Source organism: Sphingobacterium suaedae (assembly GCF_042684625.1).
In the GTDB taxonomy this organism is placed as follows: Bacteria; Bacteroidota; Bacteroidia; order Sphingobacteriales; family Sphingobacteriaceae; genus Sphingobacterium; species Sphingobacterium suaedae.
Genome location: NZ_JBHULR010000003.1, coordinates 207,363 through 228,630, shown reverse-complemented (window position 1 = coordinate 228,630; position 21,268 = coordinate 207,363). Strand labels below are relative to the sequence as shown.

General features: G+C 41.4%; 21 protein-coding genes and 1 tRNA gene. 9 read left to right on the top strand and 13 right to left on the bottom strand.

Going from position 1 to position 21,268, the window contains the following annotated elements; all coding sequences use genetic code 11:
* Positions 1-373: 373 nt before the first annotated feature.
* A tRNA-Ser gene (locus ACFSR5_RS04345) sits at positions 374-461 on the bottom strand.
* 228 nt (positions 462-689) lie between these two features.
* Here ACFSR5_RS04345 and ACFSR5_RS04340 point away from each other — a divergent pair.
* Genes ACFSR5_RS04340 through coaA form a run of 5 tightly spaced genes read left to right on the top strand, consistent with a single transcriptional unit; the run spans position 690 to position 4,837 of the window.
* Complete coding sequence (locus ACFSR5_RS04340) at positions 690-1,739, top strand: patatin-like phospholipase family protein (RefSeq protein WP_380901086.1); 1,050 nt, start codon at positions 690-692, stop codon at positions 1,737-1,739.
* A gap of 55 nt (positions 1,740-1,794) precedes the next feature.
* On the top strand, positions 1,795-3,027 hold the full coding sequence (locus ACFSR5_RS04335) for a nucleoside recognition domain-containing protein (RefSeq protein ID WP_380901084.1): 1,233 nt from the start codon (positions 1,795-1,797) through the stop codon (positions 3,025-3,027).
* Between the two features lie 24 nt (positions 3,028-3,051).
* Entirely contained in the window at positions 3,052-3,426 is a 375-nt protein-coding gene (locus ACFSR5_RS04330) for a methylglyoxal synthase (protein WP_380901082.1), read from the top strand.
* Between the two features lies 1 nt (position 3,427).
* On the top strand, positions 3,428-3,829 hold the full coding sequence (locus ACFSR5_RS04325; protein ID WP_380901080.1) for an OsmC family protein: 402 nt from the start codon (positions 3,428-3,430) through the stop codon (positions 3,827-3,829).
* Between the two features lie 60 nt (positions 3,830-3,889).
* Positions 3,890-4,837: a type I pantothenate kinase gene (gene coaA / locus ACFSR5_RS04320; protein WP_380901078.1), complete on the top strand. Its 948-nt coding sequence runs from the start codon at positions 3,890-3,892 to the stop codon at positions 4,835-4,837.
* A gap of 3 nt (positions 4,838-4,840) precedes the next feature.
* Here the strand turns inward: coaA and ACFSR5_RS04315 are convergent, their stop codons facing one another.
* A complete protein-coding gene (locus tag ACFSR5_RS04315; protein WP_380901076.1) occupies positions 4,841-5,707 on the bottom strand; it encodes a mechanosensitive ion channel family protein in 867 nt (288 codons plus the stop codon).
* A gap of 300 nt (positions 5,708-6,007) precedes the next feature.
* Between ACFSR5_RS04315 and ACFSR5_RS04310 the strand changes: the two genes are divergently transcribed.
* On the top strand, positions 6,008-6,961 hold the full coding sequence (locus tag ACFSR5_RS04310; protein WP_380901074.1) for an acetyl-CoA carboxylase carboxyltransferase subunit alpha: 954 nt from the start codon (positions 6,008-6,010) through the stop codon (positions 6,959-6,961).
* 100 nt (positions 6,962-7,061) lie between these two features.
* Here the strand turns inward: ACFSR5_RS04310 and ACFSR5_RS04305 are convergent, their stop codons facing one another.
* From ACFSR5_RS04305 to ACFSR5_RS04295, 3 genes are all read right to left on the bottom strand, one after another.
* Positions 7,062-8,039, bottom strand: a complete 978-nt coding sequence (locus ACFSR5_RS04305) for a polysaccharide deacetylase family protein (RefSeq protein ID WP_380901072.1) — start codon at positions 8,037-8,039, stop codon at positions 7,062-7,064.
* 195 nt (positions 8,040-8,234) lie between these two features.
* Positions 8,235-8,723, bottom strand: a complete 489-nt coding sequence (locus ACFSR5_RS04300; protein ID WP_380901070.1) for a hypothetical protein — start codon at positions 8,721-8,723, stop codon at positions 8,235-8,237.
* A gap of 101 nt (positions 8,724-8,824) precedes the next feature.
* Complete coding sequence (locus ACFSR5_RS04295) at positions 8,825-9,520, bottom strand: hypothetical protein (protein WP_380901068.1); 696 nt, start codon at positions 9,518-9,520, stop codon at positions 8,825-8,827.
* Between the two features lie 135 nt (positions 9,521-9,655).
* On the opposite strand from ACFSR5_RS04295, the gene ychF reads away from it, so the two are divergent.
* Both ychF and ACFSR5_RS04285 read left to right on the top strand, forming a co-directional pair.
* Positions 9,656-10,756, top strand: a complete 1,101-nt coding sequence (gene ychF, locus ACFSR5_RS04290; RefSeq protein WP_380901066.1) for a redox-regulated ATPase YchF — start codon at positions 9,656-9,658, stop codon at positions 10,754-10,756.
* Positions 10,757-10,868: 112 nt separating this feature from the next.
* A complete protein-coding gene (locus tag ACFSR5_RS04285; RefSeq protein ID WP_380901064.1) occupies positions 10,869-11,756 on the top strand; it encodes a DUF72 domain-containing protein in 888 nt (295 codons plus the stop codon).
* A gap of 217 nt (positions 11,757-11,973) precedes the next feature.
* Here ACFSR5_RS04285 and ACFSR5_RS04280 read toward each other — a convergent pair whose 3' ends face one another.
* Together ACFSR5_RS04280 and ACFSR5_RS04275 are read right to left on the bottom strand one after the other, a co-directional pair.
* Positions 11,974-12,963: a tetratricopeptide repeat protein gene (locus ACFSR5_RS04280; RefSeq protein WP_380901062.1), complete on the bottom strand. Its 990-nt coding sequence runs from the start codon at positions 12,961-12,963 to the stop codon at positions 11,974-11,976.
* A gap of 54 nt (positions 12,964-13,017) precedes the next feature.
* Positions 13,018-13,788, bottom strand: coding sequence for a C40 family peptidase (locus ACFSR5_RS04275; RefSeq protein ID WP_380901060.1), 771 nt, complete (start codon positions 13,786-13,788; stop codon positions 13,018-13,020).
* A gap of 80 nt (positions 13,789-13,868) precedes the next feature.
* Between ACFSR5_RS04275 and ACFSR5_RS04270 the strand changes: the two genes are divergently transcribed.
* Positions 13,869-14,336, top strand: a complete 468-nt coding sequence (locus tag ACFSR5_RS04270; RefSeq protein WP_380901058.1) for a universal stress protein — start codon at positions 13,869-13,871, stop codon at positions 14,334-14,336.
* A gap of 17 nt (positions 14,337-14,353) precedes the next feature.
* Here the strand turns inward: ACFSR5_RS04270 and ACFSR5_RS04265 are convergent, their stop codons facing one another.
* From ACFSR5_RS04265 to ACFSR5_RS04240, 6 genes are all read right to left on the bottom strand, one after another.
* On the bottom strand, positions 14,354-15,532 hold the full coding sequence (locus tag ACFSR5_RS04265) for an RsmB/NOP family class I SAM-dependent RNA methyltransferase (RefSeq protein WP_380901056.1): 1,179 nt from the start codon (positions 15,530-15,532) through the stop codon (positions 14,354-14,356).
* Positions 15,532-16,815 carry an ABC transporter substrate-binding protein gene (locus ACFSR5_RS04260; RefSeq protein ID WP_380901054.1) on the bottom strand — a complete coding sequence of 428 codons (1,284 nt, stop codon included), beginning with the start codon at positions 16,813-16,815 and terminating at the stop codon, positions 15,532-15,534. Before ACFSR5_RS04260 ends, ACFSR5_RS04265 begins: the two co-directional genes overlap by 1 nt.
* Positions 16,772-18,322, bottom strand: coding sequence for a glutamine-hydrolyzing GMP synthase (gene guaA / locus ACFSR5_RS04255; protein WP_380901052.1), 1,551 nt, complete (start codon positions 18,320-18,322; stop codon positions 16,772-16,774). The genes ACFSR5_RS04260 and guaA overlap by 44 nt, the downstream gene beginning before the upstream one ends.
* A 534-nt stretch (positions 18,323-18,856) precedes the next feature.
* A complete protein-coding gene (locus tag ACFSR5_RS04250) occupies positions 18,857-19,534 on the bottom strand; it encodes a GIN domain-containing protein (protein ID WP_380901050.1) in 678 nt (225 codons plus the stop codon).
* A 37-nt stretch (positions 19,535-19,571) separates the two neighbouring features.
* Entirely contained in the window at positions 19,572-20,078 is a 507-nt protein-coding gene (locus ACFSR5_RS04245; protein ID WP_380901048.1) for a hypothetical protein, read from the bottom strand.
* 49 nt (positions 20,079-20,127) lie between these two features.
* Entirely contained in the window at positions 20,128-21,261 is a 1,134-nt protein-coding gene (locus ACFSR5_RS04240) for a serine hydrolase domain-containing protein (RefSeq protein WP_380901046.1), read from the bottom strand.
* Between the last annotated feature and the right edge of the window lie 7 nt (positions 21,262-21,268).

Here is a 21,268-nt window from a genome sequence, read left to right as displayed (position 1 = left end):
AATAATGCACATCCCAATGAAATCAAGCTAGTTTTTAAGTGACCGTAGAGGAGAATAAAAGGATGTAAAACGTGCTAAGAACAAGCGCAACACGATGTTTTTTAGCATATGTGTGATCTTTTTCATTATTCCATGGTTTACATGAATGGATAACGTTATTACCTGAGTAAAGGTAACATAATCGTGTAAAGAACACATCAATATAACGTGAAGTTTTTGTGTCTTTTTGTGAGGGATCTATCCGCGTTTTTGTTTCAGGTTGTAGCAGATATAGGTTATAAAAGTCGTCACATGTTCAACTCAAACCTCCTTTGGCTGGAGTTCTGAACGTTCAAAAAAAAATACCCTTATCTTCCGATAAAGGTATTTTATGCGGAGAGAGAGGGATTCGAACCCTCGATACAGTCATCCCGTATACAGACTTTCCAGGTCTGCTCATTCGACCACTCTGACACCTCTCCTTTGGGTCTGCAAATATAGCACAATATTATGACACCGCTAGTTTTTTCTACAAATTTCTATCGGTGATTACGTCTGGGGAATAGCAACGTATTGTTTTTCTTGTTGTTTCGTTTTTCACCACTTATAACTGGGCTTTGCTATCCTATTATTTCGACGTACAAAATCTAAAAAAGAGGAGGATTTTCGTGCTTTTTCCCTACATTAGACAATCTACAACCGAAAAAACAATGAAGAGAATACTTTCAATTGATGGCGGTGGGATCCGTGGTATAGTTCCAGGGATGATCTTAGTTGCACTGGAAGAAAAGATTCGACAAGCCACGGAGACCCCCAATGCACATCTAACGGATTACTTTGATTTCTTTGCGGGGACAAGTACAGGAGGAATTCTACTTTCTATTTTATTATGTCCGGACGATCAAGATCCAACCAAACAAAAGTATACGGCAAAACAGGCTTTGGATATCTATCTCACTCATGGCACGGAGATTTTTGCAGCGAAACGTTGGCGACGTTTTTTGAGTAAATTTGGCTTGTTAAGTGAACTCTATGACAATCAGGTTTTAGAGAAAGTGTTGTTGGATTATTTCGGCGATCGAAAACTAAGCGAACTATTAAAGCCATGCATAATCACCGCTTACAATATTGAACTTCGAAAAAATCACCTCTTCCGCCAGCAGAAAGCAATTTCTCACGGCGACTCTCGTGACTTTTTCATACGAGATGTATGTCGCGCTACCTCAGCAGCTCCTACCTATTTTTCTGTGGCAGAAATTTTTTCTGTGGCAAAAACCAGGTATCCGTTGGTAGATGGGGGCGTTTTCGCGCACAACCCTTCCCTATCAGCACTATTGGAAGTCATCAAGAGCTATAACACCTACAAAATAAATGATATTTGGATTTTATCATTAGGAACTGGCTTGTCCAAAATTTCGTACAATTATGAAGACTTTAAGAAAAAACGGGCGATTTCCATTGGCCCGGCGTTAGTCGATATCATGAGCAGCAGTTCGGCAGAAAGCTCCGATTATTTTTTGAAACAACTCTTCCGTTCAGTTAATAAAAGTCATAACTACATTCGTATAGAGCCTAATAACCTGTCTTCCATCGATCCGGCAATGGATGCCGCTTCTGTCGCTAACATCCAAAAAATAATTTCACTCGGCGATAAGTTAGTGAGTGAAAACGAAGAACTTTTAAACCAAATTGTGGCAGATGTAATCCAAGACAAAAAAAATAAAACTGACAGATCCGTATGGAATTTCCTAAAAAATTAAAAGAAAAAGTGTGTTTTGGCACATTAATCTTACATTTACGAGGTAAAGAAATAATATGGCTTTAAATTACGTTTGGATAGCTTTTTTTGTTATCGCTTTTATTGTGGCCCTGACTAAATTGATTTTCTTTGGCGACACGGAGATTTTTCCGCTGTTGGTCAACGGTCTTTTTGATAGTGCAAAAACCGGTGCGGAATTGTCCTTGGGTTTAGTTGGAATCATGACGTTTTGGCTGGGCATCATGAAAGTAGGTGAGCAAGCTGGCATAATCTCATTATTTGCTAAAGGTGTACATCCCTTCTTTAGCAAATTATTTCCCGGCGTTCCAAAAAACCATCCTGCAAACGGCTCTGTCATTATGAATTTTTCGGCCAATATGCTTGGATTAGACAATGCGGCAACTCCAGTTGGGCTAAAAGCGATGAAGGAGCTTCAGGAGCTAAATACAAAAAAGGAGATCGCCACTAATGCCCAGATTATGTTTTTGGTACTCAATACAGCTGGCATTACCCTAATCCCCACTTCAGTTATCGCTTTACGTTTAGCCAGCGGAGCGGCAAATCCAGCCGACATTTTTATTCCGGCGCTGATCGGTACTTTTATTTCGTTCGTTTCGGGCATGATCGCAGTCGCCATCTTCCAAGGAATAAATCTATTTAAGCTGCCCGTCCTCATGTTTTTAGGCTTCTTTATCGGATTGATGTGTATACTCTACTTTGGTTTACATGGATTACCCCCAGAACAGATTGAGAAAATAACCGGTTTAATTGGCGGCTTGCTAATCTTTTCGATCATCATCCTTTTTATTGCATTTGGCGCTATAAAAAAGATCAACGTTTATGACGCGTTTATCGACGGAGCCAAAGAAGGATTCACCACCGCGGTGATGATTATCCCTTTTCTAATTGCTATTCTAGTTGCTATCTCTGCTTTTCGTACAACAGGTTGTATGGATTATATTGTCAACGGTGTTGCCTACCTATTTTCTTCACTCGGAATGGATACACGCTTTGTTCCCGCGCTTCCTGTAGGATTGATGAAAACATTAAGCGGCGGCGGTGCACGCGGCTTGATGGTTGATGTCATGCAAACGTACGGCGTAGATTCTTTCCAAGGTAGACTTGCGAGTATTATTCAGGGATCTTCGGAAACAACATTCTACGTGTTGGCGGTTTACTTTGGTTCAGTTGGAATTAAAAATACACGATATGCATTGACTTGCGGACTGATAGCCGACTTCGTCGGACTTATAGCGGCGGTTGTGCTGGCCTATGTCTTTTTTGGATAATAGGATATCATACATTAGTAGGTTATGATGAAAAAAACGATAGCTTTAATTGCACACGATGGAAAAAAGGCAGATATGGTGGCCTTTGTAAAAGATCATTTAGAAGATCTTCGGAATGCGAATATTGTAGCAACCGGAACGACCGGTTCTTATGTGCTACAAACAGGATTGGAAGTGGAACTGAAATTGAGTGGACCAATGGGTGGTGACGCACAGATTGCCGCTCTTGCGGCCGAAGGTAAAGTGGATGGTATTATCTTCTTTCGTGATCCGCTAGGGAAACATGCACACGAGCCAGATATTCAAATGCTGATGCGTATATCTGATTTATATAACGTTCCGTTGGCAACAAATCCAGCCACGGGAAGTTTAATTATTGAAGGGCTTTTTAACGATTAATATGGCGAGAGATATCACGGTTAAAATTGGAAAAGACCATTATAAAACTGAAATCCAGGTAGAACAACATAATATTTTAGCCGACGAACCCATCGATGTAGGAGGAACGGACTTGGGACCTTCACCAACAGAGTTTCTTATGTCGTCAGTTGGTACATGTAAAGCAATAACGGTACGGATGTATGCCGACCGAAAAAATTGGGAACTTGAGGCGGTGCGTATAAGAATGTCCATCGGAGCGCAAGAGGGTGAACTACAAAAAACTACTTTTATCAAATGTCATATCGAATTGATTGGGAACCTGAACGAGACACAGAGAAAACGCTTGTTGACCATAGCGGATAAGTGTCCCGTGCATAAAATACTGATTAATCCGATCATTATTGAAAGTAATTTGATGTAATTTTTTCACTTACTTTTTTGATTAAGGTAGTATATTTGCCGTCGTTCAAAATATAAACGTATGTCTTCAAGTAATCAAAGTGGGGTCGATTCACCGTTTCAGCTCTTCGATCGGGCCGAATGGAAAGGCCTAAATGGGCATTTTTCTTATCATTTGACAGAAGACGATGTGAAGAATCTACATGCGCTCAACGAACCACTGAACATTACTGAGATTGAAGAGGTCTATTTCCCGTTGGCGCATTTACTTAATATCTTTATCGAACGGACGAAGGAGGCACACAGTGTAGTGAATGGCTTTCTACAAAAAAACACGCAACGCCTTCCGTTTATTATCGGTATCGCGGGGTCTGTTGCCGTAGGAAAAAGCACGACTGCTCGGGTATTACAGAAGGTATTGTCTATGCTCCCCGGTAAACCCAAAGTCGATCTAGTGACGACGGATGGTTTCTTATATCCAAATAGCGTATTGATAGATCGAAACATACTGAACCGCAAGGGATTTCCGGAAAGCTACGATACCAAACTACTCCTCGGATTTTTATCCGCAATGAAATCCGGTGTCGAAAAAATAGAAGTCCCTATGTATTCACATCTGGAATATGACATCATCAAAGAAGAACAACAAGTCGTTACGAAGCCAGATATCCTTATTGTTGAAGGAATAAACGTCTTGCAGGTTAACTCTTCTCGAGTTAATAATGTCTTTGTTTCTGATTACTTCGATTATTCAATCTACGTAGATGCCCGTGAAGCAGACATTATGAAGTGGTATGTGGATCGTTTTGAATCGCTGCGTGCCACATCGTTCCAAAATCCCGACTCCTATTTTCATCGCTATGCAGATATGAACAAACAAGAAAGCGTTGCTATGGCAACCAACATTTGGAACGAAATTAATCGTCCCAATCTCCACGAAAACATCCTTCCAACCCGTTACCGTGCAGACCTAATTTTAGAAAAAGGATCGCATCACTTTGTTAAACAGATTAAAATCCGTAAAATATAACATTTACGTTTCCAGATCGTAAGCTCTCTTGAATTTTAATACCTCTTTTAAAATCTCATTTTCCAATTGTGTGTGCAGTTTACTGCTACTGCTCGTGGCATGCATTTCCATCTTATACTTCACGTAATCCTTTCCTATTTCAACAACCTTAAGGTTTAGGTCATCTTCTCCTGTCAAATAGGGATGATTAATGAGCGTTTTTTGGATGGCGTCTTCCAATTTACCAATTTCGACCGCTGTCTGAAGAGGCAATTCGAATCGAACAGAAAACAAACTCGAACGATGCGCCGAAAGGTTTACCATCGGCGATGTAAATACCATGTTATTAGGAACCATGACCATATCATCTTCTTCGTCTTGGATAATCAAACTCGAGAAGGTGATGTCGATGATCCGGCCTTTGTACTCGCCAATTTTCACACGATCTCCGACAGACAACTGATCGGAAAACATGATAAAAAGTCCGGATATCATATTGGTAATATACTCGCGAAACGTGACCGCAATGGCCATTGCTACAATGGTCATACTGGTCACAAATTCCCTTGGATTGATACCTATTGCTAGCATGATCGCAATGATCGCTACGGACGTGTTCAGTACGGCGGTAAGCCGACTGATACCTAACACAAAATTACCGCGTACAGAACGGTTCTCATGCCGCTTATTATACAAAGTGATCACGATATATCGTCCTATAGAAAAGAGAATGCTCGATGTCAAAAATAAATTAAACGCATTGGATACATCATTTAAAAAGTGGTGTGTTTTATAAAAGTCGTCAAAACGCCAAAACGATAAATAAAGCAGTACCCAAGCTATTAGCTTGAGAATAAATTGCAAAACATTTGCATGGTTTTTCTTTTCCACCGTGTCCATTAATGGTCTAAAATATCACTTTTCTTAAATTTTTGCAATATCTGCATCTCATTGACTAATCGGGCGCTTTTATCCTATCGTTCGTTTTACATGATACGCTACAACCCCACCGCCAACGCCCGATGTATAGCACGAAAATATAAACCCATTTTAACGATAGTTATCCCTATCAATCCATGTTAAAATCGCTGATTTAAAACGTGTTAATGAAGTAATAGTCGGTGCACATTTTAAAATATGTAAAAATAAGTTAACTTAGCAAGCTGAAATGTGCTAGATACATAAATAATTATGCAAACAACATTTGATTTTGAAAAGCCTATTGCAGATTTGCAAACCCAGATAGAAAAGGTATTACAAGTTCAAGAAAAGACAAAAGTCGACATGAGCGCAACCATTAATGAACTCGAAACGAAACTGGAAGAGACGAAAGTCGAAATCTATACCAATATGACGGGATGGCAGAAAGTACAGATGTCTCGGCATCCTGATCGTCCACAGACGTTTGATTATATTGAGATGATCTGCGATGAGTTTATTGAGTTACATGGAGACAGAACGGTGCGGGATGATAAAGCTATTGTGGGGGGCATGGCGTCTATTAATGGCCAGTCCGTGATGGTTATCGGCCACCAAAAAGGAAAGAATACGAAGGAGCGTCAATTCAGAAACTTCGGCATGGCCAATCCAGAGGGCTATCGCAAAGCCTTACGCCTGATGAAGATGGCAGAGAAATTCAACAAGCCTATCGTTACATTTATTGATACGATGGGAGCTTATCCAGGACTAGAAGCAGAAGAGCGTGGGCAGGGAGAAGCCATCGCACGCAACCTGCTGGAGATGTCAATTTTAAAAGTTCCTGTGATTTGCATCGTCATAGGCGAAGGGGCATCAGGAGGTGCATTGGGCATAGGTGTTGGCGATCGTGTATACATGTTGCAGAACACCTGGTACTCTGTGATTTCACCCGAATCATGTTCATCTATTCTCTACAGAAGTTGGGATCAAAAAGAAAAGGCCGCCGATTCTTTAAAGCTTACAGCAGAGGATATGCTTAAAAATGGACTAATTGACGGTATTATCGAAGAACCGGTCGGTGGTGCGCACCAAGATCCAGCAGCGACGGCCGAACATGTAAAGGCACGTATATTAGCTGATTTGATGGAACTTAGAGCAAAAAATGCTGACACTTTAGTTAATGAACGTATTGATAAATTTAGCAAAATGGGTGTAGTCGTTGAGTAATAACGGTTCGTTATACGCCTACTTTGCGGTCTATACATAAAGAAGCCATCATGTTTCATGATGGCTTCTTTATGTATGATTGAATCTGCTGCTGATGGATTTAGTACCTGAACGGATAATCCTGCATAAACTCAAATTTATAATCCGTATTTGCCTGAATAGTGTCAATGAGCGTTGACAAAAGATACTGTCCTTTTCTATTTTGAAACATGTCATCATGCATTAATAAAACCACATTATTTGGTTCCATCGACGATTTGTTATTCATGTAATTTTTCAGCCGAGTATAAATTTCATTAACGGATTGGATAGGTTTTCCGGTTAGACCATGAATTTTCCATTCTACATCCCATCCGAAAATACGGTAGCCGTTGGTATATAACATATCTGCCGTACTCGCACCACTTTGCAAATCAATTCGTCGTACATCATTATAGATCCATATATTACGCCCGGGAAGTCTAATAATTTTGTGCTTCAAATTTAAGTCGACTTCATTTTTCTCGAAATCATCAAAAGCACTGATCGGGTTGCTATAAAATGTCGTGAATTTATTGTTAGCATGCGTATAACTGTGATTGTAGCATTCTACCAATGGGTTGTTATAATACCGCTGGAAGTCCCGTTTCAGGCCTTTCGACATATGCGCATGTTTACCGACCAGAAAGACGTTGATTTTTATATTTTTAGCTTTGGATATCGAATCGATGGCAGCACTTCCCAACAGCGGGCCGTCATCAAATGTGAGGTAAATATGTTTCGGGAATTTATCTAATGCCAAGCGAACCGAATCTTTGATACGTCTACGCTCCAGCTTAAGCAGTTTATTTACTGAATCTTTGCTAATCGGATGCAACGTATCGGTAGGAATATGTATAGGATCTCGCCATCGCTTTGTCAACATTCCATTTCTTACAGGATCCGTATTCTTAACTTCTTCCACTCGCTCCGCAAACTCAGTCGTGTCCTGGGGCGCATTCGCCGCTCTGGTATTCATCCCTCCCTGGCAGGATGTCAACGAAATTGACAGATACGCCACTGTCCCTAAGTTGAATAGGGTCTTGATCCCATTTACCATGTTTATATCTACGCTTATCAGAATTTGATGCAAAATTAGAATATTAAACGAGCAAACGCAAAAAAATTAACTGGCATAACTGCAAATGAATGTAAAATATATGTAAAACAAATCGTCACAACTTGAATTGGACGTCGTAAATTACTGACACCCACTAAAAAAAGAGCTGCATAATTTATGCAGCTCGTCCTAATTTTAGTCATCGTGACGGCGGTGGTGTCCGCGATGTCCACGATCATGGTTTTTGTGATGTCTTTTATATTCGTGCCTACGATCTCGATTATGGCGTTCGTAATGGTCATGTCTGCGGTGATCTCGAATAATCCGTTGCGAATGGTTATGTGCGTAACGGCTATACTGTCGTCGAACATGTCTATGGTTTCTCCATGGATGATCATGATTTAATACAACTTTGTACGTTCGATACATATCTACGTGCCTGTAACGATTGGGCAAAGATGAACGGGTGATCCACCTGTTTCCATGATAGTACGTATATCGTCTGTGCGACACGTCATAATACACATCAATCTCCGGCATGTAATAATAACGTACGTAATCATATCCTACTGGCCCCCAGAGCGGCTGCGCCCCAATATTGATGCTAACACTGACTTGTGCCTCGGCAGGCTTGGCTATGCCTAAAAATCCTACCAAAATTGCTGCGTACAATAATCTCTTCATATAACCCCTTTCTTTGTTTATTGATTCGGTTGTCTTTTGTTATTATGACAGCATAGTAAAGAGAAAGGATTAATGGATGATATGTTAAAAAATGTAAAACATTAAAATGACAGCCCAACTTTTACGCCAACTTCCAACATATGCAGATCCACCGATGTACTTCCTCCAGAACTATACCCTCCTTCTTGAAGATTGCCATCGTGAGACTGGGACCAGTACGCGTTGCGCAATGTTCCTTGCCGGTATTCGAAATACGGCCCAGCAGAGATTCTAATACGCCGACCTATGCGAACGTTCACACCTGCTTGCGCGTTTGCAAGTAATCCCGACGAGATGGACGACCTTGTTTCCATTTCGGAACCATTCCAGTATTCAGTGCTCTTATTACTTCCGACTCTAAAATTGTAGCCGATTGATGTGGCCAAAAACGGACTCACACGCTTATCAATGAAACGAAATTTTGCATGTGCGTATACAGGTATAGATAGATAGTTTTTTATCAGATCCCAATCGTCATCATTTTCCCAGTCATTACCAATATGTACCATGTGTCGCATGCCTGTTCCAGCCCCAACGCCTATTTTAGGTGTTAAATGAAACAAGCCGATGTAATCAAATTGCAAACCTAAAAAATCTATGTCGTCATCATCAAATCCGGCCGTGAAATTATCGTTTAATCTCCCGGCGGTATAAGATACGCCAAAATTAAAGTTATTCGAATAATAAGGCTTAAAGTCCTGTCCTAAACATATGCCTGTTGTTAGGCATAGTAGAATAATTGGTAGAAGTTTTTTCATATAATCTTATTTTTTCAAAAATACAGGTAATTCAATTAGATCAGAACAATTTATGAAAAAATAATCTCGTAAGGTTACCCGAATAGATTGCTGGATTTTCCCTATCTTTGTGCGATTTAAAAAAATGAACATTTCATGGCTTTACAATGTGGTATAGTAGGTTTGCCAAACGTCGGTAAATCAACATTATTCAATTGTTTGTCGAATGCGAAAGCGCAAGCGGCAAATTTTCCTTTTTGTACAATAGAACCAAATGTGGGCGTCATAACCGTACCCGACGACCGATTAAATAAATTAGCAGAACTTGTCAATCCGCAACGCATTGTGCCGAATACCATCGAGATTGTCGATATTGCGGGGCTAGTTAAAGGTGCCTCTCAAGGGGAAGGGCTTGGAAATCAATTCTTAGGAAATATACGTACTACACATGCAATTATTCATGTGTTGCGTTGTTTTGATGATGGGAACGTTATACATGTGGATGGATCCGTTGATCCAATTCGCGATAAAGAAATCATCGACACGGAGCTTCAGCTGAAAGATTTGGATACCGTGGTTAAGCGCATACAGAAGGTCGAAAAAATGGCGAAAACCGGAGGTGATAAAGATGCCAAGAAAACGTTCGAAATTCTTTCTGTTGTCAAGGAACATTTAGAATCTGGAAGATCTGCGCGAACAGCTGCTATAGCCGTCGAAGATTTCGAATATATTAGTGATTTGGCTCTTCTGACGGTCAAACCAGTCCTTTACGTTTGTAACGTAGACGAAGGGTCTGTCAACACGGGGAATGCCTATGTAGAACGTGTTCGGGAAGCTGTTAAGGATGAAAATGCGCAAGTGCTTGTCATTTCGGCTCAGATAGAGTCTGAAATCGCGCAGTTGGAATCGTACGAAGAACGCAAAATGTTTCTAGATGATCTTGGCTTAGAAGAATCAGGAGTGAATAAGCTGATCCGCGCAGCCTATTCATTACTCGATCTAGCAACCTACTTTACGGCTGGCGTACAGGAAGTACGGGCATGGACGATTGAGAACGGATTTACTGCACCTCAGGCTGCAGGTGTCATACACACGGATTTTGAAAAGGGTTTCATCCGGGCTGAAGTAATCAAATACCATGATTTTATACAATACGGCTCTGAAGCTGCGGTTAAGGAAGCTGGCAAATTAAGTGTAGAAGGGAAAACATACGTGGTGGAAGATGGCGATATAATGCATTTCCGTTTCAACGTGTAACCGAAAGTATGCGTCGCGAAATCCTGTATCACAATCTACTGATACAGGATTTTTTTTGCGCCAAATACGTCGTTTTTTATCCAATTATCTTTTTGATTTATTATCTTCGGCTATGAAATTTGGTCAAGTAAACAATCCTGAGGAGATTGACTTCACGTTGCCTCCTACGCCGAAAGAGACACTACATTTACTTCAGAAGCATAAGAACGACAAACCTATTGAAGTGTATGTAGGTTGTGCAAAATGGAATAAGGCAGATCTGAAAGGGTTTTATCCGAAGGGTACGAAAGACGAGCTTGTTTACTATGCTAAACAGTTTAATTCGATCGAACTCAATGCTACTTTTTACAACTCTCCGTCCAAGGAGCAAGTACAAACATGGCGAACCAAAACCCCTGAGGGATTCAAATTTTTCCCCAAGATACCGCAATCCGTTAGCCATTACAGCCGGTTGTTGAATACAAAAGAAAAGGTTGAAACGTTTATCGATGCTACAGTACTTTTCGAGGATAGACTGGGCATGGCCTTTCTTCAAATGCATGATAATTATAAGCCAAAGGACTTTGATCGCCTTCACGCCTTCCTTAACGAATTTCCAAAAGGTTATCCCTTAGCATTGGAGGTACGAAATGCAGAATGGTTTTCCAACGACGACATTCAGCAAAAACTTTTCAAGGTATTGGAAAACACGGAGACGACCAATGTGATTGTTGACACCGCTGGACGCCGGGATATGGTACACATGCGGTTGACCACGCCTATCGCATTTGTGCGTTATGTTGGTGCAAACCATGCTAGCGATTACGACAGACTAACGGCGTGGGTAGATGTCATTAAAGCATGGAAAGACGCTGGATTACAAAAGCTTTGTTTCTTTATCCATCAAAATATCGAAAAAGAATCGCCTTTGTTAGCCGCGCATTTTATCAATGAGCTCAATAAAAAAATTGGTACGAACCTGAACATTCCCAACAAGGGGCAACAAGGGTTGTTTAGTTAGACGGCCAAATTTTGTAGCTAACGTATGGGTTGACTTATGACTGTTAGTTTTAATTAACTTTTGATTAATAATGGAGAATCCGTCCTAAAGAGCCAAATGAGCATAAAGCAGCTTTTAAGTTACACGCGTTTCTCCCTGTACTAAAACGTACTATATCCCCATTTAGGAAGTACCATCTGTACTATATCTGCTTATCGTATTAATGGCATTGCAGGGCTTAGTCCTCTGTTTCCATTTCCTGAAACATACGTCTATCCTCTGCAGCTCCCACGGAATCGCCTAGCTTCTCTCTCATTTCGGCACGATAGATATATAAATCCGAATAATAGGGATTTCGTTCTATCGCTTGGGAATAGTCCTCCAAAGCGGCCAACCAATTTTCCATTTTTTCGTACAAATCGGCGCGAAGCGCATATACGTAAAAGTCGTCAGGGAGTAATTTTATCAATTTGGAATAGTCATCGACTGCTGCGTCAAACTTTTTTTGGTTGATCAAAAAATTACCTCGTTCCTCATACACGGCGCTATTATCCGGATTAAGCTCTACAGCCTCGTTAAAATCAGACATTGCACGCTCCTCTTCTCGAATGGCCTCAAACAATTTACCTCTGGATAAAAAAGCTGGAGCGTGAAAGGGATCCAATTGAATAGCATCATTAAAATCGTCAAGCGCCGCCCTGTAACGCAATACACGGAGATAAAGTGCCCCGCGATAAACATATATGTCGGCGGTACCAGAAAACCGATCGATGCCATGGGAATATAAATTGATTGCGTGTCTATAATCAAAACTTTGTGTTGCATCGAGCGCGTCATGCAACAACAATTGTAGGCTGTCATACGGATGAATAGGACGTGTCTCCTCCGGTCTGTTCTCTTGCCATTCCAAGAAAACGTGGTAATTAAAATCCAGTTGTTTAGCAACTTGATAATCGTAGAACGCACCCTCGTCATCTTGTACCCGTTGATTTAGTATGGAACGACAGGCGTAAAAGAAAGGTTGCTCCGGAAAAGAAGAAATGGCCGATGAATACAATTGTATGGCCTCTGTATCCTTTCCTTCTTTCCATGCTATATAGGCCCTTTTGGCCATTTCCAATACGTCATGGTTTGTTGTATCCCTCAACGTTGGCAAATTGTCAACGTCTACAATAGGGAATAGCTGGCTATCAGCTAATACGAAATATCTGTTATTTTGTAATGACATGGGCGTTTATTATAGTTTTGGTCGCTTCTTTTTGAAAAATACGTTGTTGACCGATTAGAAATACCGTTTTACAATACGCAATTTATGCGTATATCGGTTCCAGTTCCTATTAAAAATTCCTTCGGAATCCATTTTGTCGACCCGTACACTTGCCGACGCATGTAATACCGTTTCCGTGTCGAGCATAAGACCTACATGTATAATTCGTCCCTCTTCATTGTCGAAAAATGCTAGATCTCCACGCCGAACCTCTGTTAGAAAGTCTACGGTCTCGCCGAGTTCCGCTTGTTGATAGGCATCCCGCGGCAAGGGAATCCCAAAGTGTGCATACAGGACTTGACTCAAGCCAGAACAGTCGATCCCATAGGACGTACGACCTCCCCATAGGTACGGCGAATTTTTATAGTACGCAACGAGTTTGGTTAGCTCGGTGTCAAAGTCGTGCAGATTGGCTGTTCTCAACGGGGAATCAATACGACTGTATAGAGCATGTCTGTTGTCTCCTAACAAGCCGCTCGGTATTTTCGTACCATGGACAAGACGGATCTCTTGACCGTTTACCAAAGCGTTAGCGCCACCGATGTCGACTATTCTAGACAAGTGGTCGGTCACGACAGGTGCTGTCGAATTTGTCGACATGACAAATTGCCCATGTTGGATCCAACCCTCATAGTTGGTATCAAGCAGGCGGATATAGTACCAGTCAGGCTCCTCGATTAATATTTCAAATTCTTCGGCAAACAGAACCTGACTGACCATTTCGCTACGATGAGAAGCGGCGGCCCGTAACGGCACAACGGATAGATGGCAGAAAGCTGTAACCATATTTATTTATATATTTATAAAACAAATAGCATACTGCGGATGTTCAGTACATACGAAGATAATTTTTTAATTCCAAAAAGATGGGCAATCATAGATTTAATCGCATATTATTAGCTGTAGACGACACTCCGTGCACTGAAAAGGCGATCGAATACGGAAAAGACTTGGTCCGCGAATTTAATTCGTCTTTGGCTTTGGTGACGGTTGTTCCACCGACATCTCCAGCAAGTTATGGCGCGGATCCTCTACTTGGGCAGCAGCCTATTATTGTACCCGAAGTTTCAGAGATTCAACAAGAATCTGCCCAACGTTTTCTCGAGAAAATTGGCTCTATGTTTGAGGGCGCACAGGAAGTCTTTCTTTTCAATAAGATTGGAAACGTTCGAGATGAGATTTTAAATACCGCGACAGAATGGACAGCCGACTTAATCATTATGGGATCGAATGGACGTACTGGTTTCGAGCACTTTATTTCTGGAAGCGTTTCGGAATCTGTAATAAGAAAAGCGAGTTGTCCTGTTTTGGTCATTCCCGGAAAATGCGAATAATACAAAGCATTTCAGGATTAGATTTTGCGTAATCGGGCAGCAAACATGCTGTCCGCCTTTTTGTCATAGCCCTTGATAACCCCTTGTGTTTCTACCTTCATCCCCCTTTCCGATTCCAAGAAATTCAGCACACCTTCATTCTCCGCTTCAAAAACCGAACAAGTAATGTAAATTAATTGTCCACCCGTTTTTAGGTATGGCAATACATTGGTTGCTATACAACGTTGTAAAGTGGCAAATTCTTGTATTGTGGTGGCAGAGAACGCATGCTTCATTTCAGGAGTTCTCCCCCATGTGCCCGATCCCGTGCAAGGTGCATCCAAAATAATTCCATCAAAAGAATCTCTCCCCATTACTGAACTAACGTCTTTCGTCAAGTCCAATACTCTTTTCGTATACGTTGTCTTCACGTTCGCCTTTTCAAATCGTTCGTCTAAGTTTCTTAAAATGGATAGTCGAACATCGGAGACAACAAGTTCTATGTCTGGATGCCGATCCACCAACATAAGCGACTTGCCTCCGGAGGCGGCGCAAGCGTCCCACCAACGTTCTCCAGCGCGTACAATCGCCTGATCCAGACTGTGCTGAGACGACAAGTCCTGTACTTCATAGAGCCCGTCTACTTTTTTTAATTCCTGAAGCTTACTTCCATTTGGCAGTGAATATGTTTGGGTATCTACAACTTCAAACGGAATGTTTTGTGTGTCCAGGGCTGATTGAACACGATTTTGTGCGTCAGATTTAACACGGATGAACAAATCCGGTTGTATTAGATGGCTAACCGCAAAAGCAGCATGGTCTATATGCGGGGAAAGATGTTCTGCAAATGGAAAAAGACCACTGGTCACGTTTAGTCCTTGTTGCTCTACCAATGTCAACTTATTTGCCACGCTTTCCTTGATATGCATGTCCCAGGATGGTTTATACAGACTAACGAATGGGCTTTCCACCTCACATAAAAATTCGGCGATCACGAGGCGTTCATCGATGGAAAGATCCGCGGCAGCATCTCCTAATCGAAAATAATTATAACATAAACGCGAAGTCATCCGTCGATCGGATGACCCCATTTGTCTATTTTCCTTAAAGAACTTTGTTAAAAAACGTGCGAAGGGCTCTCTGTAATCATAGGCGTCTACAGTTCTCCGAAAATTCCGCAGCTGCTGTTCAACCCTCTTGTGATTCATATCTGCCATTAATTAAGTTGAAAACCGCCTCCTTTGTAGACTTTGAACGAAACAGCGTGATTAATATATCCCCATTGTTCATTTCGGTCGAAATCATAGGAGCTGAATAAACCAACAAATTGCTCTTTGGTAATATATTCGGGATAACTGTTTCCATATTTTGCCAACAACCCCCCAAAATATTTTGCCGCATCATAGCCTTTGTACGAATGATCAGAGGGATTTACGCCAAACAAAGTATAGTATGAATTCTTGAAACGTTTGACGTCGTTTGCCCAATTTTTTAAATGACTCTCGGCGGAAATCACCGGGTTAAAATTCGCAAAGTTGGTATACGAACTGAAATCGATCCGGTCCCAAAGCGGATGTCCGTATAAATTAATCGTCACGTAGGTTTCCGATGTCTTTTTATCGAGTCCGTTCAGCAAAGTGCGAAGCTGATATTTATCGGTGGTACCTGCAACGACCCTATTTGTACCCGAGACCGTCAGGGCATCGTTTAATTGTGCCACTGAAGAAACGGAGATTACCTGAATGGATGGTTTCACACGTTTGAGCTCCGAAATAAAACCGCTTAAAAACTGTCGACCATCGTTATCCGATGTATTGTAAATGATAATCGCGTCTCCCACACTATAGTCCTTTGCTACACGAGTGGCCATAGCTTTTGTGTGCACATCAATAGACGGTGTGAGTGAAACTAAATTTGGCAAATTGAATTCGCTCGCCTTGGATGCCGCTAACGGATTAATTTGAAGCACACCTTTATCGGACAAACCTGTTCCGAAAGCGCTAATTTCTTTTGGATAAACCGGCCCTACAATTAAATTAGAGCCCGCAATATCTTCAGATTTTGCAATCATCATACTCTGAGTCTCGTTATCGCGAGAGTCAATAACGTTTAAAGAAAAAGATTTTCCTTGTTTGGCCAACTCATCTAAACCGAGTTGAAACCCTTGATAGAAATCGAGCGCTATTGCGGAACGTTTAACATCTTCTTTTGAGAGCACATGCGGTGTTAACCGATCCAACTGAAAAGGCAACACCAATGAAATACTATTTTCAAGTAATTCCTTCTTTTTCGTTACCGCCTCTTTGGTTGTCTCGCTTTCTTTCTTACTAGATTGTTTATCTGTCGACGTCGTCGTGCTTCCTATATTTCCGCCGCGATGATCGGGAGATTTTAGTACACCGACCTTGGGCGAACATGCGCCCAAAGTTAGTGCTATACCTAGTGCAAGAAATAACTTATTCCCACTCAATTGTTGCTGGTGGTTTTGAACTGATGTCATATACAACTCTGTTGATTCCTTTAACATGATTGATGATTTCATTTGAAATTTTTGCTAACAAATCGTACGGTAAATGAATCCAATCCGCTGTCATACCATCCAGAGATCCCACAGCGCGTAACGCTACCACATGTTCGTAGGTACGTTCATCGCCCATTACCCCTACAGATTGTACGGGCAAGAAAATTGTTCCAGCTTGCCATACCTTGTCATACCATCCAGCTTCTTTTAAATTGCGGATATATATGTCATCTGCTTCTTGCAAAATTCGTACCTTTTCTTCGGTTATATCACCAAGAACGCGAATAGCCAAGCCAGGCCCCGGGAAGGGATGCCTTCCTAAAATAGCAGGATCTACATGTAGTGTTTTACCAACACGGCGAACCTCATCTTTGAATAAAGTTTTCAACGGTTCAACGACCTTCAATTTCATAAAGTCTGGCAGTCCACCCACGTTATGGTGCGATTTAATGGTCGCTGAAGGCCCCTTCACCGAAATGGATTCAATAATATCCGGGTAAATAGTTCCTTGTCCTAACCATTTAGCCTCTACACCTTCCGGAAGATCGTGTTGTATATCTTTTGCCGCTTGATCGAACACATCGATAAATGCCGCCCCGATAATTTTCCGCTTTTGTTCGGGTTCCGATACGCCAGCTAAACGACCAAAAAAGAGTTCTTTTGCATTAATGCCTTTGATATTCAGTCCCATATTTTTATACGAGTCCAACACCTGTTCATACTCGTTTTTACGTAAGAGACCGTGGTCAACGAAAATACAATGTAGTTTTTGGCCTATCGCTTGGTGTAAAAGCACCGCTGCGACCGTCGAATCAACCCCTCCCGACAAGGCCATGATGACATGGTCGTCGCCAAGCTGTGTCTTGAGTTCGGCCACTGTCGTCTCGACAAATGCGTCTGCGGTCCATTCTTGTGAACATCCGCAAATGTCGACCACAAAGTTCTTTAATAGGACTTGTCCGTCTGTACTATGTGTTACCTCTGGATGGAATTGTATACCATAGGTGCGTGTTCCGTCTATATGGTAAGCTGCTACACGGACCTTGTCTGTGCTCGCGATAATATTAAAATTGGCAGGAACTTCTTTAATCGTATCGCCATGTGACATCCAAACTTGTGACTGTACGGGCACGCCTCTCAATAGCTCATTTTCCTGATTCACGAACTGCAAATTGGCACGGCCATATTCTCGAATTTCCGACGGAAGAACCTCGCCTCCCGATTGCTGCGCCAAATATTGTGCACCATAACACACACCTAATAACGGAAACCGATTCTGTATGGACGCATAATCTATTTGAGGAGCGTCGTCTTGTCGTACGGAAAAAGGACTTCCTGAGAAGATTACACCTTTGACCGTTTCATCAAATTCCGGAAGGTTATTAAAGGGATATATTTCGCAATAAACGTTAAGCTCACGAACACGACGTGCTATCAATTGTGTATACTGCGAGCCAAAATCAAGGATGATAATTTTTTCGGACATGCCGCAAAGTTACATATTCGTTATGTAATTTTTAAGGATTTTTTACCGTGAGCCACCGAAAGTATCCCTGCTAGATTAATTATCCATCTATCATTTTGAGGCAACCTCTGTAGTTTAACAAATATAGTAGTGATTTTTTTTGATATCGCCTGTTTAATGCAATACACTTTCTTCTTCTGTTTTACTCTTATCGCCGTTTTTAGCGCCGAAGCGCAGGTATTTGGATTCGCATTCGACGATGGACATGATTTTAAAAGACACGTGTTCAACAAGCGTTTGCTGATTAACGGACTCTGGGTAAGTTCAGTTGCAAGGCATCACCCCTCTAGCTACGTCGAATCGAAGATGATACGACGAATTTAGGTTGGGTGTAAATAAAATTCGACGGGAAAAATAGTATTGCCTAGATTAATCCATTGGGACAAGGAGCGAATCGGTAGGATGATGTTGTTATCGGATTAAAGTTCCTAAGTATTTTAAATAATAAGCTCTTGCGCCATTGGCGTCAAGAACCTCGTTTACTGACCATATTCGTTAGTCGATGAAGGTAATCTTTCCGCCGGCTAATCTTCTTTGCCGTCTTTCTGCAGGATTACCATATATCGTAATTACACCCCCAGCGCGAGTTTGGACATCAGCAGAGATCGAACTCCGCACGTCACATACGCCGCCACCATTAATCCGCGCCACGGCATGCTTGCTCTCCAATTTTTCACCGTAAAAATTACCGCCAAAAGTTAGGTTTATCGTTTGGGCCTCGGTTTGCCCATTTAATTCAACAGAGGATCCTGTGGTACTATTCACCTCGACGTTCTTGGATTGAACCTGTAAGTCCAATTTGGCCCCTTCATTGGCCCAGATCACTAAACTATCTACAACAAGTTGTTCTGTATCGGTCTGTACAATGGCTCCTTTTTGTACAGTGAAGTTAGAGATATTAGGTGAATATATTTTGATAAATGTATTGGCTCCTTTTAGTGGATAGCCACTAGCCATTTTTATTCGTAGCTTATTTTCCTTTTGAATGATTTCGACTTTATCCACTAAGTCCCCTTCTACGTTCACATAATTCTCGTTGCTCGGGATCAAAACCACGTTTAATTTGTCCGTCAGATCGAGTTCCCGAACATTGCCTATATCAAATTTTATTTGGGCCATTCCCGAAACAGTCATGGCAATAATTGCGGTTAAGAGAAGTGTTGCTTTTTTCATATACGTACTAACGCACAAAAGTACGTAAAGATTGTGACTACCGGCCTAATAATGCAAGTTCTTGCTCAGAGTACATCTTAGCACCTTTCAGATAAGTATATAGTAGCTCTTTTGTGGCGCGATCGTTTAACTTGTAGAGATTATTTACTAGAAAATCTTTATCTTCCTCTATATTATCCTTATATCCGAGATAAGAAGGTATGTAATACTGAATACATAAACGAATATACCGCAGTTCGACGTTACTGGGATTAGCTGCTATTTCTTTCTCTAGCATTTGCTTTCCGCTCTTGAAATAACTCATTTTTTTGAAGGGGTTACTGATGTGTTTCGCCATGAACATGTGATAGGCCGCTTCATACCCACGTTCAACAGGAGAATCAGCATATTTCTCGAGCGCTTGCAGATGTCGTTTACACGTGGTTTCATCTTTATGGCCTACTTTAAAATCTTTACGGATATCCTTTATGGACAAACCTTGTGCTGACAATAATACAGATGTCAATACTTGTAAAATGGCGATGTAAAAGATTTTTCTCATCATAAGCTTATTCCGTTGGTTCCGGTATATAAGTTACAAAAAACAAGCCAGTTTATTGGATTAAATTACGGTATAAAAAGTTGATTGTACGTATCGTGAGCGCGGGAAAATCATTTTGATATGTAGGTATACATCCATTTGTAACAACAATAAATCCGTAGCGGGATGCTGGATTAAAAAACATCGCGCTATAAAGCCCGTATGCCGACCCCGTGTGTCCTGTAAGTTCGACTCCTGGAATGAGCTGATTCGTTTTGAGAAGCGCTAACCCGTAGCGTTCCTGGTCGTGGACGGCGGTCTGCATAAGCTTTGCTGAGGTTTCATGCAGTAGGTTTTGCCGCTGATAAGATCCAAACTGCATGTGCATGATCATGTATGTTGCTAAGTCTTCGGGAGATATTTTCATACCTCCCGTGGGAGAAAATATGGGTGTGGAATGTCCCAGTCTATACGAACGAATTTCTGCAGATCGCGGATTGTAAGCCCCTGGCTGAGCTATAAATCCCTGAGACACGGTATCGTACGTGTATAAAGTTGCGAATGCTTCTTTATCCAGAGAGTCTACACAGTACCCTCCTCTGATCTGTAACGGATTAAGCACTTTTTGGGTAATGTAACGGTCAAAACGTTCACCTGTAACCCGTTCAAGCACAGCTCCTACCATGTTATAATTTAGGTTGCAATATGCATAACCGGTTCCCGGCTTATAATCATTGTAACTTTTAGACCAGTTTTCATTTTTCGTTGGATTGATTACATCCAGATCAAAGTATCCGTTACTATCATTTATGCTGGAGGTATGGGAGAGCACCATTCGAAGAGTGATAACAGTTTCTGGATATTTCGGATGACGGATGGGGAATCCGATCAAATCCCCAAAGTCGTCATCTAGACTTAATTTGCCTTGCTCTACAAGTTGCATAACTGCCGTAGCTGAAAATGACTTGGAGATAGATGCTATCCGAAAAAGGTTTTTCGTTGTTAATGGTGTCCTCGTTTGAATATCTTTCATCCCGACTGCCTTGTGGTATATCGGTTTCCCCTCTTTAACGACGACGACAGCTAGTCCGACAGCCTTAAATTCATTCGCAATGGACATCAGGCTATCTTCTACATTTAATTGTCCAAATATAGATTGATGTAATAGAGTTAAAACAGGCAGTAGCATCTTGAAACAGACTCTCATACGATTA